The sequence below is a fragment of the Granulicella sp. L60 genome (assembly GCF_009765825.1).
GTDB lineage: Bacteria > Acidobacteriota > Terriglobia > Terriglobales > Acidobacteriaceae > Edaphobacter.
Genome location: NZ_LMUR01000020.1, coordinates 345,539 through 359,579 on the forward strand (window position 1 = coordinate 345,539; position 14,041 = coordinate 359,579).

Sequence of the window (14,041 nt, forward strand, 5' to 3'; positions counted from 1 at the left end):
TCGTCATGGGACACCAACGGCCGCGTTACTGTCGAAACCCGCTAATTTGTGAGTCGCTTACCGAGCGTTCTTCGAGTCCGTCGGAAGGCATGTTCTCGGACAAGAGGCACCAGTGTTCTTGCGCGAAGCCTAATAGGCATCGAATGGTCGATGAGTGCGTTGGCGATTTGCACTAGAGATTTGGCACTCATCGACACGATGGAGGCGACTCGTAGTTGCTGAGAACGCCTATGGAAATCACAGTATTGGTAATAAGGAGCCAGCTTCTATCGCTGCAATTCCCCACAAGCGTCGGAAAACCTCCTTTTTCACGAACGAACAGAGTGCTAGGCTGGAGCGATGCAGGGAACGGGCGCGGACCACCCTCAAATTTCGTTAGCCTATCTGCCACCGACGACACGGCAGACGTGGATAGCACTCGCCGGGGCAGGGGTTTTGCTCCTCGGATTGGCAGTTCTGAGTCCCTTCGCGGCTAGACCGCTGCCCAAGGTTAATGGCTTCATTACAGCCTTCGATGCGGTTATCTCTGTCACCGACCTCATTACCGCTAGCCTTCTTTTGGCGCATTTCTCGATCACTCGTTCGAAAGCTCTTCAGGCGCTGGCATGCGGATACCTCTTTTCAGCGGCGATTGTCGTCGTACACGGTCTGACCTTTCCGGGCGTCATTTCGCCGACAGGAAATCTCGGCGGAAGTCTTCACACCAATTTCAGAATTTATCTGTTGTGGCATCTTGGTCTTCCCATGGCCTTGTTTGCCTATCTATGGCTCAGGGATAAAGGACACACGAAGGCAGGCGCGCCTACCCAAACAGAGATCGTTGCTACCGTTGGAGTCGTGGGATTATTGGCTCTGGTTAGTTGCATCACGTGGCTGGCCTTACTGCCGCCAATAGATCCGGTCGAAGGGAGGTGGCTCACTGCGATCATCATATTCATATGCGCTGCTGCGCTTTCCCTGTTGTGGGTCTTCAGGCGCTCGGCACTTGATCAATGGCTCATGGTTGTTATGCTCGCCATGGTCGTCGAACTGGTGATCACGGCGCTGATCGGCGGTCGCGGGCCGACCGGCGCCTCTCTTGGCTTTTACACTGGCCGCCTGTTTTCCGTCGTCACCTCAACAGTCGTTTTGATCGCTCTACTCGCAGAAACATCCAGACTATACGCCGGCGTTGCACGCGCCAATATGCTGGCAGGCCTCGTCAAGGCGTCTCGGGCTTTGTCCAGCGAGATCGCGTTGTCTACGCTAATTGAGCAGCTGATGAAGATCTCCATCGAAAACTCCGGCGCGGATCGCGGCCTTTTGATACTCCGGATAGGCGATGAATACATCGGACAGGCCGAGGCGCGAGTGACGGGCGATCAGGTTAAGGTCGTACTGCGCCAGGAGCCGCTCAGCAACATTGCATGTCCCGAATCCCTCGTCCGCCATGTCATCCGCACACAAGAACGCGTCATTCTCGACGATGCATCCCAACCCAACCTGTTCTCCGGCGATGACCATCTGCGCGATCGGAAATCGAAATCAATTCTCTGCCTTCCGCTGATTAAGCAGCGCGAATTGACCGGGATACTACTGCTCGAAAATGCGCTGTCTTCACACGTGTTTCTACCGTCTCGTATCGCGGTCTTGGAACTACTGGTGGAACAAGCAGCAATCTCGTTGGAGAATGCCGCCCGCTATACCGATCTGCAACTCCAGGTTGGGCTGCTGCAGCATCTGCCTATATCCACCTGGACGCTTAAGCCTGATGGGACACCGGATTTTGCGAATCAAGTCTGGCTTGAATTCTCTGGTCAGAGCCTTGACTTCGTCCAGTCGCATCCCGAGGCCTGGATGACCGCGGTCCACCCTGAAGATCGTGAGATGGCAGCCAGGAGCTTTTGGGAGGGCGTGCATTTGGGACAGGGTTTCGCGTTCGAAACCAGGTCTCTCCGCGCTCAGGATAGAACCTATCGCTGGCACTTCCAGCAAGCCGTAGTCTTGCGCGATGCAGAAGGAAAAGTCGTCAAATTCGTCGGTATGACGACCGATATCGACGACCAGAAGCGTACCAAAGAGGCCCTACGCCAGGCGCAGGACGATCTTGCACATATTAATCGGGTCACAACGATGGGAGAGTTAGCGGCATCACTTGCTCATGAAATCAGTCAACCGATTAGTGGCGCAATAACCAACGCCAAAGTTTGTCTGCGAAAACTCAGGAACGGCCAACCCGATCTAGATGAGGTGCTCGCGGCTGTCACCAGAATTGTAAGAGATACACAACGGGCTGCCGACATCGTTGACAGGATCCGCTCACAATTCGAAAAGGGGGTTATGGATCGAGAGGTTATTGATGTAAACGAGATCAATCGAGAAACTATCGCCCTCCTGCGCGACGAGGCCGTCCGACACAACATATCGGTCCGGACGGAACTGGCCGACGGTCTTCCTTCGATCGTCGGCGACCGCGTGCAGTTGCAGCAGGTAGTGATGAATCTGATAGTCAACAGCATCGACGCGATGAAGGATATCGATGGGGTGCGAGTGATGGTCATTAAGTCGCAGCGAACTGAAGACGAGCAGATCCTCGTTTCGGTCAGTGATACCGGCATAGGGCTTCCGCCGCAGTTCTTGGAACAGATCTTCAATCCGTTCTTTACGACGAAAGCTCATGGCACCGGCATGGGGCTTCGCATCAGCCGGTCAATCATTGAGTCTCATGGCGGGCGCTTGTGGGCGGTCGGTTCTGCAGGGCAGGGCGCGACCTTTCATTTCCATCTGCCCACCAGTTCTTCGGGTATCGATTCAAGGGTGTTCGCGACTGATTAGCAACGCCGAATTCTCTTTTTTTATTGATCAGTCCACAGAAGTTCCCTGGAAGTAGCCTTGCCTTGCCATTTGGATCGCGATAAAGCTCACAAAACAACGGAAAGAAAACGATTCACCTCAGCAGGCCGACTCGGAGTACGGCGCTCTTTGTAGATCTTGCAAAATCGAATTTTCGGCGACGACCGTTCTCAGCTATCGCCAACAGGGCAATGCGCGCATTGATTCCTGGGCCGAGAGCCTTGTGGTTTCCAGATCGATCGCGAATAGTCCGGCGCTATCTGGTTCGGGCTAATCCAAACGCCAGTTCGTCGTTCACATACGGGTTTCAGGGCCCCCAGTAGCCCCAGTAGCCCCGTTGCCCCGAACCGTGGGCCGTTGTCTCTCCTGATTCGTGCTGGTACTCCGTACTCTCTGATGGCTGCTTCGCAGATCGGTATCGAAGTATCAACATGGAATGAACTGATACCTAAGTATTATCGACATCGACACTATTCCTAGTGCATCGTATTGTCATTGTGCATTCGGAGTCTGCCTCGTTTGACATCCAGAGCGTCGCGAGGAAACACATGAACAATAAACGCTCACTCGTATCAGTGGTCGATGACGACGAATCTATACGAGAGTCGTTACCTGAGTTGCTGAGAGAATTTGGCTTTACCGCCCAGACCTTCTCGTCGGCAGAAGAGTTTTTTGAGTCCGACTGTGTCGATCAAACAGATTGCCTTATCCTGGATATTGCTATGCCCGGCATGTCCGGACCCGAGCTTTTCGGACAATTGACAATTTGCCAAAAAGAGATTCCGATCATCTTTATCACCGGTCAAATAGACGAGGCGATCCGTTCTCGAATGCTCAAACTGGGAGCTGTGGAATGCTTGTTTAAACCCTTCAGCGACTTGGATCTGCAGAAAGCCGTTAATGAAGCACTTCGGTCCAACTGATTAATGCAAGACGGGGTTCGATCCATTCTCAGCGTATCTATGATGCACATGTAAATGAGCCATCAATCGAGGTCAACCCTATGACATACCCCACGCCAATAGTGTTTGTTGTCGATGACGATATCTCTGTGCGTGAGTCGCTGGAGTCGCTAATCCGTTGCGAGGGTTGGGAGCCGGAGACATTCGCCTCTGCACGGGAGTTTCTTGCTCGCCCACGCACTCTGGTTCCGTGCTGTCTAATACTTGATGTTGGTCTTCCCGATCTTAACGGTCTCGACTTGCAGAAGTGCATCGCTTCTGACCGGAGAGACATGCCGATCATATTCATCACGGGCCACGGAGACGTGCCCATGACGGTCAAGGCCATGAAAGCAGGAGCTATCGAGTTTTTGATAAAGCCGTTCGGTGACGAAGCACTACTGAGCGCAATCCGGCAATCTATCGAGCGCAGCCAAGTTATGCTTCGTCGTGAAGCGGAAACGGGGACGCTTCGACATTGCTACACCTCGCTTTCGCCCCGCGAAAGAGAAGTCCTCGTACTGGTTGTTGCGGGACTTTCTAATAAGCAGGTCGGCGCAGAATTGGGTATCAGCGAGATCACCGTTAAGGCTCACCGAGGTAGAGTGATGCAAAAGATGGAAGCCGATTCACTCCCCGACCTGGTAAAGATAGCGACAAGACTCCGATTGACGCCTGCTTATAGAGCCTGACACCTCGCTAAGATTGATCGCCGCTCGTCCATCGCCTGACTCGGCCTTACACCGCTGAGCCGTCGCCGCACCAACTGCACTTGTGCGACCGTCGATTGGCGAAATCAGGCCGAGTCACTCATTGAACCTTCCCTCAGCCACCCGCATCAATCGGTCCCGTCACACCTGGCGTCGTTCTCTCTAGTTCGCACGGCATTCGACTAAGAAATCAAATGCCGACGATTCATATGGGTAATCGGACGCCCTTTATAAATTCCTTGACTTAGATACAAAATGAAGTCACTCGACAAACGTTCGTCTTGCTCGATTCATCAAGACCTACGAAGTCCTCTTTTCTGTTCTGTCGTAAATCTGTCGTGAATACGTCGTATCGCATCGACGACCAGTGCTGGTTCGTCGTGCTGAATCATGTGATTGCTATTCTGTGCCACGATTAGAACGCTGTCGGTTGAAAGCGAAGCAAGCTGCTTCTGTCCTTCACTCCAATTTTGCTCTAAAACGGCAAATGGCCCTGGAAACGGCAATCCGTGCGTTATTACGATGAGCGGCAATGATCCCAGGCTCCCGACTCCTTCCGAGACCCTCATTTCTGATGGGACCCGATCCAAAGATGCTAACTCGTCGCACAACGCTGCGTACTCCGAAGGCTTCTTGAGCCAGAATCCGAACTGATCTAGGGAAACCCAAACGCTCAAAAAGCGTAGCAACCCAAATTGAGCGGCCACTCCGACGAGTCGATTTAGCATTCTCGCTTTTGAATAAGAGGAAAGAACATCTTCCCGAAAGACTGAGGATGTCTCCGGCGTATCTACGAGTACAAGGCCCGCCACCTCGCTGGGATATTCTCGAAGATAGTGACGAACGATGAGCCCACCATATGAGTGTGCGACGAAGATATATGGCGCTTCAACTTCACCGTTCAAGACCGACGAGGAATTGTTACAGCTGGCTGCTGTTCAGGAGAAACGTTATAAGAAGGTGGTAAGGGATTTAACGAACACAGAATGAATCGGCAGCCGTGCTCTGGAGTTGTTGCCTCCGCCAAAAAGATAGACACGTTCCCGTTAATCTCCACCTTACCGGACCGAAGAGAGAAAAGGATGCAGGATCATTTGTAGTTGACCGATGTCAACGTCGGCAACGGATTTTCCGGAGCGACGTGCGACAACTGCAGTGTCGCCGGCAGCGGATCGAGAGCGGGATGTGCCGTGTATGCGAAAGGCGATCGAGGTAATTGAAAATCGTCACCAGACCGTTGTGCAGTCTATACACGAAAGTCTTGCGAGGACTCGATCAGTCTCCGTTCGCGCCCAACGGGAGGCCTGCGGAGCTTCTCCAAGATAGTCGATGCGTTTGATATAACCAGGCGCTGACCCTTGTATTTGTTGCAAGGAAGAGTCGGTTAGTATCAGTCTCCGAATCTTGTTTCTAAGAGAGCTATCTCGTAGTAGACCGCGCACTATCGCCCGAGAAGTTGATGTTTCACGGAGATCAGAAATTGATGAGCCATCGAGACTGCCGTTGCACCATCTCCCGCTGCTGCAGCACACCTTTTCGTAGAGTTATGGCGGACGTCTCCTGCAGCAAACAGCCCTGGAATGCTTGATTCCATGAAGAGTGGTGCTCGACCATCTGTCCACATCTCCGCTGACAGGCTCGACCGGTCGAGATCCGGGCCCGTGAGAATGTAGCCCGCCGGGTCGCAATGCAGCACCCCAGGCTTTGCCCAGTCGAGGCGAGGCTTGCCTCCAATACAAACGAAGACGCTATGCGTCTCGATGGATGCAGTGTTGCCAGCTTCATCGCGATACGTAATTCTCTCCAGCGCATCATCCCCTTCGAGCTTAGTTAACGTGGTCCTCGTCAGCACCGTAATCGACGTGGTGTTTTCAATGCGCTCCAGCAGGTACGTCGAAAGCGTGTTCTTCAGGCACTCCCCTCGGACAAGCATCGTCACCCGCGTCTGCCGCGCGAAGTTCAACGCAGCCTGCCCAGCAGAGTTCCCACCGCCCACAATCACTACATGCCCCTTGCAGATATCAGCTTCGCTCGAGCCGGCACCGTAGTAGAGACCGCGATTCAAAAAATAATCCTCTCGTTCAAGCCCAAGTCGTGAGTACTCGATGCCAGTGGCACAGATCGTGGCCTTCGAAGCGATCTGCTCGCCACTGGCGAACCAGCTATACTGCCAGCCATCCTGATGCTCTCCTGCCACTCCCTCGAGGCCTACGATGATCTCCGCTCCCAGTTTCATTGCCTGTAGACGTGCCCTGCTTGCGAGCTCCCATCCGCTGATCCCATCCGGAAACCCCATGTAGTTCTCAATCTTCGAGGTGCTGCCCGCCTGCCCACCGACGGCGATCTTCTCGACAACTATCGTTCGTAGCCCTTCAGACGCCCCATAGAGAGCGGCACTCAAACCTGCCGGGCCCGCACCGAAGATCGCCAGATCGTAGCACTCGTACTTCGGCCCTTTGAACCACTCCAGAGCCATCGCCAGTTCGCGCAGACTAGGACAATAGAGTTTCGTATTCTGGCTAAGAACGCAGACAGGAAGTCGCGGATCTGTGACTCCTGAAATTCCGGCAAGCTTCCGGGCCTCCTCATCCGTATTTAATTCAACCCAGTCATACTCACAGCAGTTACGCGTCAAAAAGTCACGTATCTTGTAACCCGCAGCCGAATTCGCGCGCCCATAGATGACGATCCGGCCGTTCAACATCTTTTCTTCTCCCTGCAACCTGGATCATTCATATCGTTACTCCTTCGACTCCTCTTTGATCCAGGAGCAAGACTAAGCATCGGGAGAACTTCATGGCGCTCTGTCTTCATTGCTCCGATTACAGACGACTCGATTACGCCATAAGCGCGATGATTAATCTATTGGACGAACGTATCGATTGATACCAAGGTGCATGTTTGACACGTTAGGCGACGACTCCGGCGCGCACACGTCATCTCTGCCTCTCTGCACCGAAGAGTCGGGCATGGAACCGTAGTTGCGGAGTGATTGAGGCACGAAACGTTACCAATCTCAGCATTCGGACGGTGATTTAGCATACTCAGCGTATATATGGAGGCAAAGTGATCCGCACTGTCCTAGCTGGCATCCCAACGCCCGTTTGATCCATATTCGCTACTGGCCGAACGATCGCGAGTCGCACTGTGCGGTGACAGTGGGGGCAACAACGCTCAGTGTGCAAGAAATCCGCATTGCGGAGGCTATGAGGGAAAGTCCTCAAACACTCTGGACACGCAACCGCGATAGTCACGATACCGTCTTCATCGACCGGCACACCAGGTATCCAGATTGGTGCTGCGACACGTAAGGAACGGCGCGTAGCGTCATCCTTGATCGCATATAGTATCTCGGCAAATCCATTTCCTTCACTTGAGCCTTTGGCATAAAAGGCGTCGGCTGCAATCCCTGAAGGAACAGCCACTCCTGAATAAGCTCCGCTCATCGCAATGACGGCAATCGAAGGAAATCGCCGACGCACAATCGATAGGAGTTCAAATCCGGACATACGAGGCATATTGAGGTCCGATATGAGAACATCCGGAACTTGCTCTCTTATCGATGTGAGTGCTGCGAACCCATCTGCGGCTGTCCGAACGGTATAACCCCCCTCATAGAGCATCGCCGAGACCACGCTGACGATTAGCGGGTCATCGTCGGCCACTAGAATATCGCTCATTCCGTTTTCCACTCTTTCCTCCCAACATCGCTCCGCGCCGTATCGCCTACTGCGGCTGGCAATAACACCATTCGTGGCACAAACCCGGTACAGTTGCGCGCGTTTATCAATCCCTTCCAGTAGAACGTCCATTTCGTAGTGATCTCACCAGAAGTTTGTGAGACCAACAATTGGACGAAAGTATCGTTCAATACCTTCGTGTCGACTCGGAGGTATGCGAAGAATGAAAGAGGCTGAGATGAGACCTTAGCGATATTTTTTTGACGTGGTGGGTGGTGAGCTTTTTGCGTTTTTGCAGGGGGTTTTGCGGATTTGCGTGTTTTTGGCGTGGTAATTCGCTGGTGAAGTTGTGGTAATTCGCATGGTAGACGTGGTGAGTTAGCAGCGTGTTTTCTGGTGGCTAAAAATACGCCAAGGATTAGAACTTTATTTTTCGACGAGAACCATTTCTTTCTGAAAACCAATACCAAAGCACAATGGCCGCAGCATTCCAGCCTGGTCTATCTTTAGACACGCCAATCATGACGGAGCAAAAGCGTAGGCATAGTCGAGTGATTGAAGAATTGGCCAGAAAGCCGGGGGGGCGAGCGAGCCGTTCGGCGACGACTGTTTCTGGGGTCCCTTGCAAAGTCGAGAAATGGGGGCTACTGCGAGGGGAGGAAAAGTGGTTTTGCGAAGGCTTGCAGTCGGTGTTCGGAAGAAGAGTTCAAGGATCCTACGTCCACTGTTATTGTTTGCGGTTTTCCTTCTTTCTTCTGCGGGTTGGATGGCTGCGCTCGATCCGTCTCACCGAATCTCGCAGTATGGGCACAGTGCGTGGAGAATCCAGGACGGATATTTCTCCGGCCAGCCCTGGTCTATTACACAGACAACAGATGGGTACCTCTGGGTAGGAACGGCAGCAGGGGTGCTTCGATTCGATGGCGTCCAGTTCGTTCCGTGGAGTTCGCTGGCTGGAGAACCGTTGCCGTCCGACGATGTCCGTGTTGTGTTTGGCGCCAAGGACGGAAGCCTCTGGATCGGAACGGCGTCTGGGTTGGTCCACTGGGTGAACCAGCGTTCGATCAGATATCTGAATGAAGAGCTCATAAACGCCGTCTTACAAGACGAGAAGGGGCAAATCTGGGTCGGGAGACACATACCCGGTGGAGGCCCGCAGCACGCACTTTGCCGCATTGTCGATACAGACGTCCGTTGTTTCGGAGAGGAAGAAGGAGTGCCCCTGACGAATGGGGACACTCTCGCGGAGGATACTTCGGGCGATCTTTGGGCAGGAAGCGATACGGCACTCCTCCGATGGCGGCCGGGATCATCCAAAGTGTATCGACCTGCGGCGTTGAGATCCAATCAGGGGATTCAAGGCGTGGAGGCCTTGACAGCCGCAGCCGATGGCTCTGTCTGGGTCGGAATAGAGGTGCCCGGGCATGAAGGTGGATTGCAGCACATGGTAGCCGGCGTTTTGAGGCCGTTTGTCATCCCAAAACTAAACGGCGAGACACTGGATGTCGATGACCTTTTGATCGATCGCCAGGGAAATCTCTGGGTCGGGACAGAGAGTCAGGGCGTCTATCGAATTCACGGTACTGACGTCGATCATTTTGGAAGTGCGGACGGCCTGTCCAGCGATCACGTAAGCCGCTTCTTTGAGGATCGAGAGGGTAACTTGTGGGTCTCTACCGCGAAGGGCATCGATATGTTCCGCGACCTCCGCGTGATCAGCGTCTCCAGGCGCGAAGGGCTTACCGAAGATGCAGTCGAGTCAGTTCTGGCTGCGCGGGACGGTACCGTCTGGATCGGATCGAACCGACTGCAGGCTCTTCGCCCGGATGGCGTGGTGACTGAGCCTGAAAAAGGCTTGCCGGGATATCAAATTACTTCCCTCCTTGAAGATCACACCGGCCGTTTGTGGGTGGGATCGGATAATTCGCTGTGGGTCTATGAGGGTGGGAAGTTCACCTCGATCAAGAGACAGGACGGCAGAGCGTTCGGGATGGTCATGGGGATGAAGGAAGACTCTGACCACAATGTCTGGGTCGAGTCTCGCGGGCCGCCCGCGACGCTGATCTGCATTCAGGATCTGAAGGTTCGTGAGGAGTTCCCGGCACCGCCGATGCCGATAGCACGCAAGGTTGCGCTCGACCCGCAGAGCGGGATCTGGCTGGGCCTGATGAGTGGTGACCTGGCGCGCTTTCGATCGGGCAAGACGGAGATATTTACCTTTGCCGACCATCCGAATACACGAGTCAAGGCGCTTTTTGCGGCGCCTGACGGATCGATACTGGGAGGGACCGAGTTCGGAGTGGTGGGATGGAAGAACGGGCGGCAACAGATTCTTAGTGTCCGTAATGGCCTGCCTTGCAACGATATCAACGGACTTATTTCGGACGATCAAGATGACCTGTGGCTTTACACGGGATGCGGCCTGATCGAGATTTCAAAGGATGAAGTGAAGCGGTGGTGGGACGAGCCTGAAGGAAAGCTGAAGATGAGAGTCTTCGATGTGCTGGACGGCGTGCAGGCGGGGATAGGCCACTTCAATACGAGTGCAAAGACGCCTGACGGCCGATTGTGGTTTGCCAGCGGTAGTGTGTTACAGACGGTCGATCCGGCACATATGGCCGGGAACACTGTGCCGCCACCGGTGCATATCGACGGCATCGTTGCGGATCGGAAGAGCTACTCGCCGCAGGAAGGGCTTAGGCTGCCTGCCTTTACCCGCGATCTTGAGATCGACTACACAGCGCTTAGCTTTACTGCGCCAAAGAAGGTGCTGTTTCGTTATCTACTTGAGGGACATGACAAAGACTGGCAGGAACCGGGAACGCGGCGCCAGGCTTTTTACAACGATCTGCGTCCAGGCCATTACCGCTTCCGTGTGATCGCGTGCAATAACGACGGAGTGTGGAACGAGACCGGGGCGTCTCTGAGTTTCTCGATCGCTCCGGCGTATTACCAGACGATGTGGTTCCGGGTTTTGTGCGGGGCAGCGTTTCTTCTTTTGCTGTGGGCTTTGTACCAGCTCCGCCTGCAGCAACTACGGCATCAAATTACGATCGGGCTGGAGGCGCGGGTCAATGAGCGAACGCGGGTCGCTCGAGAGTTGCACGACACCTTGCTTCAAAGTTTTCAGGGAGCGGTTTTCCAAATTCAGGCGGCTCGCAACATGCTGCTACGAAGAGCGGACAATGCGATGGCAGTACTGGATGAGGCAATCCATGCAGCTGAAGGGGGCATCAGCGAGGGGCGTGTAGCGATTCAGGATCTGCGCCCGGACCCGGTGGGGCAGCGCAGCCTTCCGGAGTTGCTGGAGGCCACCGGGCATGAGCTGGCGGGAGAGCATGAACTCGACGGGAACTCCCCGGAGTTCCGAGTAATTGTCGAAGGGAAGGAACAAAACCTGTCATTGACGATTCAGGAGGAGGTCTACAAGATCTCCCGCGAGGCAATTCGAAATGCGTTTCAGCATGCCGCTGCCAGCCATATCGAGGTGGAGATCCGTTACGATGAAGATCGGTTTCGACTACGTATCCGAGATGATGGCAAGGGAATCGACCCGAAGATCCTGAAGGCCGGGGGGCAAGCCGGACATTGGGGTTTACAGGGCATGCGTGAGCGCGCTCAGCGGATCGGTTCACGCATGGAGTTTTGGGGCGAGATGGGTGCGGGCACGGAGCTGGAACTGACTGTCCCCGCGATGATGGCGTACGAGAATCGTCCGAACCGACGTCGATTTCGTTTATTCCATTAGAGTAGGTAACGATGAGCAACGTTCCTGGCATGATCCGAATTCTCGCGGTGGACGATCACCCTCTTCTTCGCAAGGGCATTGCGGCCGTGGTGAATGCGGAGCCTGACCTGAAGTTGGTCGCGGAGGCCTCCAACGGCGAAGAGGCCATCGAGAAGTTTCGCGCTCATCGTCCAGATGTGACCCTGATGGATCTCCAGATGCCTGGCCTCAACGGAATTGAGGCGATGAACCGTATTCTGAGTGAGTTCCCTGACGCACGGATCATTGTTCTGACGACTTATAACGGCGACGCTCAGGTGCTGCGCGCCCTCCGCGCGGGAGCCCGGGCTTACATCTTAAAAGGGCATGATCGAGAGCTGCTCGAAACGATTCATTTGGTAATGGAGGGGCGAAAGAGGATACCTCCTGAGGTCGCCGCCGAGCTGGCTGAACACGCCACGGATGACGAGTTGAGCGATCGCGAGATCGAGGTTTTGAAGCTGATTGCAGCGGGGAATTCCAACAAGCGGATCGCCGACCTACTTTCAATCGCTGAGGCGACGGTCAAGAGCCGTGTCACGAATATTCTTTCCAAGCTCTATGCCAGCGATCGAGCGCACGCTGTCACGATTGGCCTCAAGCGCGGAATTATTGAACTCTAATCACCCAAAAGTAGGAACTTCGTTCCGACCTTCGGTCGTTCCCCGGCGTTGCAAAGAGCGATATCCTCCCTATTGGGGATAACGTGCAACGACTATTTACAACCTTCGCGAACGGGTGGCCAGGTTTCGGCATCTTTATTCAACGACTGGTTACAGGAGTCGTCCTGGTACTCCATGGAGTTGTGGCGCTTAATCATGCTTCTGAGGCTGGGCTACTTATCCCGCAAGTTGCCGGAGCTGTGCTGGGATTACTGATCATGCTGGGTTTGTGGACACCCTTGACTGGCGCGCTGATAGTAGTCATCGAAGTGTGGATTGCCTTGGCTGGCGGCGGCAGTGGGTTGTCGTTGATATTGGCGGTCCTCGGTGGGACGTTGGCGATGATTGGACCGGGCGCGTGGTCGATCGATGCCCGACTATTCGGAAGAAAGCACATCGCACCTTAGAAATGCTGTCTCCCACACCTTCTTTCCACAAAAAGTCGGACCATCGGTAGGACTATAGAACGAAAAAGAACCACTCGGATGCGGGTTCCTAGTAAACCTGCGTTGCTCCATAGTAGTTCCTGTAATCGAGCTTTTCCCCGCTGAGTAATTTCGATCAGAAAGTTCGAATTACAAAATCCCCGAACAATACCTTCAATGCAAATCGCGGGGACATTGAGGAGGCCGATATGGATTTAGTTCTGACGGGATCTCGCTTGGAAGATGGGACGAGCTCACCTACCGACCATCGACTAGTTTCTACAGAAGCATTAAGGGTCACATCGGTCATTTACGTCGTCGAGCCGGACGAAGCCGAGCGCGAATCATTGAAGCAACTAATAGAATGCAAAGGTTGGCATCCGGAGACCTTTGCGTCGGCCGAAGAGTTTCTCGCGCATCCTCTCGAAGTCGTTCCCAGTTGCTTGCTTCTGGACGTGTCTCTTCCAGGTTTAAGTGGACTCGAACTGCAAAAACGTGTCGCGATAGACCATCCTGATATTGCAATCATCTTTCTCAGCGCCAAAGGCGACATACCCATTGCTGTAGAAGCCATTAAGGCAGGAGCCGTCGAATTCCTCACCAAGCCTTTCCTACCCAGGAGACTTTTGAGTGCTTTCCGAGAAGCCCTCGATCGGAGTCGCAAAATTCTTACTAGAGAGGCGGAGAAGCGAGCACTCCGGAAATGCTATGCCTCGCTCTCATGCCGACAACAGCAGGTCATGGCGTTGGTCTCTTCCGGACTATTGAACAAGCAAGTCGGTGTGGAACTCGGTATCAGCGAAATCACGGTCAAAGCGCACCGTGGCCAAGTGATGCAGAAGATGCAGGCCAACTCTTTCACAGACCTGATAAAGATGGCCACCAAGCTTGGAGTCTCCAAGAGGAAAGAACTTCATGGGCTTCGCCATGATGTTTCTGCCACTGATCTTACTGGCGTACTTCTCGACTCTTACCGCGCTGGCATACCATAGGCAGCTTGTCCGCACTCAGGAAAAGCAGGAAGT

The 14,041-nt window shown here is 54.0% G+C and carries 10 protein-coding genes; 7 read left to right on the top strand and 3 right to left on the bottom strand.

The window, feature by feature from the left end; all coding sequences use genetic code 11:
• Positions 1–339 precede the first annotated feature (339 nt).
• The 3 genes from GSQ82_RS20050 to GSQ82_RS20060 all read left to right on the top strand — a co-directional run bounded on the left by GSQ82_RS20050 (position 340) and on the right by GSQ82_RS20060 (position 4,465).
• Entirely contained in the window at positions 340–2,814 is a 2,475-nt protein-coding gene (locus tag GSQ82_RS20050; RefSeq protein ID WP_158794053.1) for an ATP-binding protein, read from the top strand.
• Between the two features lie 566 nt (positions 2,815–3,380).
• The gene (locus GSQ82_RS20055; protein ID WP_158794054.1) at positions 3,381–3,755 is read left to right on the top strand and encodes a response regulator transcription factor; all 375 of its coding nucleotides are present in this window, start codon (positions 3,381–3,383) and stop codon (positions 3,753–3,755) included.
• A gap of 80 nt (positions 3,756–3,835) precedes the next feature.
• Positions 3,836–4,465, top strand: coding sequence for a response regulator transcription factor (locus GSQ82_RS20060; RefSeq protein WP_158794055.1), 630 nt, complete (start codon positions 3,836–3,838; stop codon positions 4,463–4,465).
• Between the two features lie 311 nt (positions 4,466–4,776).
• On the opposite strand, the gene GSQ82_RS25825 is transcribed toward GSQ82_RS20060, so the two are convergent.
• The 3 genes from GSQ82_RS25825 to GSQ82_RS25830 form a co-directional block, all read right to left on the bottom strand.
• Positions 4,777–5,388, bottom strand: a complete 612-nt coding sequence (locus tag GSQ82_RS25825; protein WP_158794056.1) for an alpha/beta fold hydrolase — start codon at positions 5,386–5,388, stop codon at positions 4,777–4,779.
• Between the two features lie 536 nt (positions 5,389–5,924).
• Positions 5,925–7,187: an NAD(P)/FAD-dependent oxidoreductase gene (locus GSQ82_RS20070; RefSeq protein ID WP_158794057.1), complete on the bottom strand. Its 1,263-nt coding sequence runs from the start codon at positions 7,185–7,187 to the stop codon at positions 5,925–5,927.
• A 340-nt stretch (positions 7,188–7,527) separates the two neighbouring features.
• Entirely contained in the window at positions 7,528–8,295 is a 768-nt protein-coding gene (locus GSQ82_RS25830; RefSeq protein WP_371417244.1) for a response regulator, read from the bottom strand.
• A gap of 634 nt (positions 8,296–8,929) precedes the next feature.
• Between GSQ82_RS25830 and GSQ82_RS20080 the strand changes: the two genes are divergently transcribed.
• From GSQ82_RS20080 to GSQ82_RS20095, 4 genes are all read left to right on the top strand, one after another.
• A complete protein-coding gene (locus GSQ82_RS20080; RefSeq protein WP_158794059.1) occupies positions 8,930–11,911 on the top strand; it encodes a sensor histidine kinase in 2,982 nt (993 codons plus the stop codon).
• Between the two features lie 29 nt (positions 11,912–11,940).
• Entirely contained in the window at positions 11,941–12,552 is a 612-nt protein-coding gene (locus GSQ82_RS20085; RefSeq protein ID WP_254061798.1) for a response regulator transcription factor, read from the top strand.
• A gap of 83 nt (positions 12,553–12,635) precedes the next feature.
• On the top strand, positions 12,636–12,998 hold the full coding sequence (locus GSQ82_RS20090; RefSeq protein WP_158794061.1) for a hypothetical protein: 363 nt from the start codon (positions 12,636–12,638) through the stop codon (positions 12,996–12,998).
• Positions 12,999–13,225: 227 nt separating this feature from the next.
• The gene (locus tag GSQ82_RS20095) at positions 13,226–14,008 is read left to right on the top strand and encodes a response regulator transcription factor (protein ID WP_158794062.1); all 783 of its coding nucleotides are present in this window, start codon (positions 13,226–13,228) and stop codon (positions 14,006–14,008) included.
• Positions 14,009–14,041 lie beyond the last annotated feature (33 nt).

Coding starts and splice junctions, on each gene's coding strand:
- GSQ82_RS20050 (WP_158794053.1), top strand. CDS start 340: ATGCAGGGAACGGGCGCGGACCACCCTCAAATTTCGTTAGCCTATCTG.
- GSQ82_RS20055 (WP_158794054.1), top strand. CDS start 3,381: ATGAACAATAAACGCTCACTCGTATCAGTGGTCGATGACGACGAATCT.
- GSQ82_RS20060 (WP_158794055.1), top strand. CDS start 3,836: ATGACATACCCCACGCCAATAGTGTTTGTTGTCGATGACGATATCTCT.
- GSQ82_RS20070 (WP_158794057.1), bottom strand. CDS start 7,187: ATGTTGAACGGCCGGATCGTCATCTATGGGCGCGCGAATTCGGCTGCG.
- GSQ82_RS25830 (WP_371417244.1), bottom strand. CDS start 8,295: ATGGACGTTCTACTGGAAGGGATTGATAAACGCGCGCAACTGTACCGG.
- GSQ82_RS20080 (WP_158794059.1), top strand. CDS start 8,930: ATGGCTGCGCTCGATCCGTCTCACCGAATCTCGCAGTATGGGCACAGT.
- GSQ82_RS20085 (WP_254061798.1), top strand. CDS start 11,941: ATGATCCGAATTCTCGCGGTGGACGATCACCCTCTTCTTCGCAAGGGC.
- GSQ82_RS20095 (WP_158794062.1), top strand. CDS start 13,226: ATGGATTTAGTTCTGACGGGATCTCGCTTGGAAGATGGGACGAGCTCA.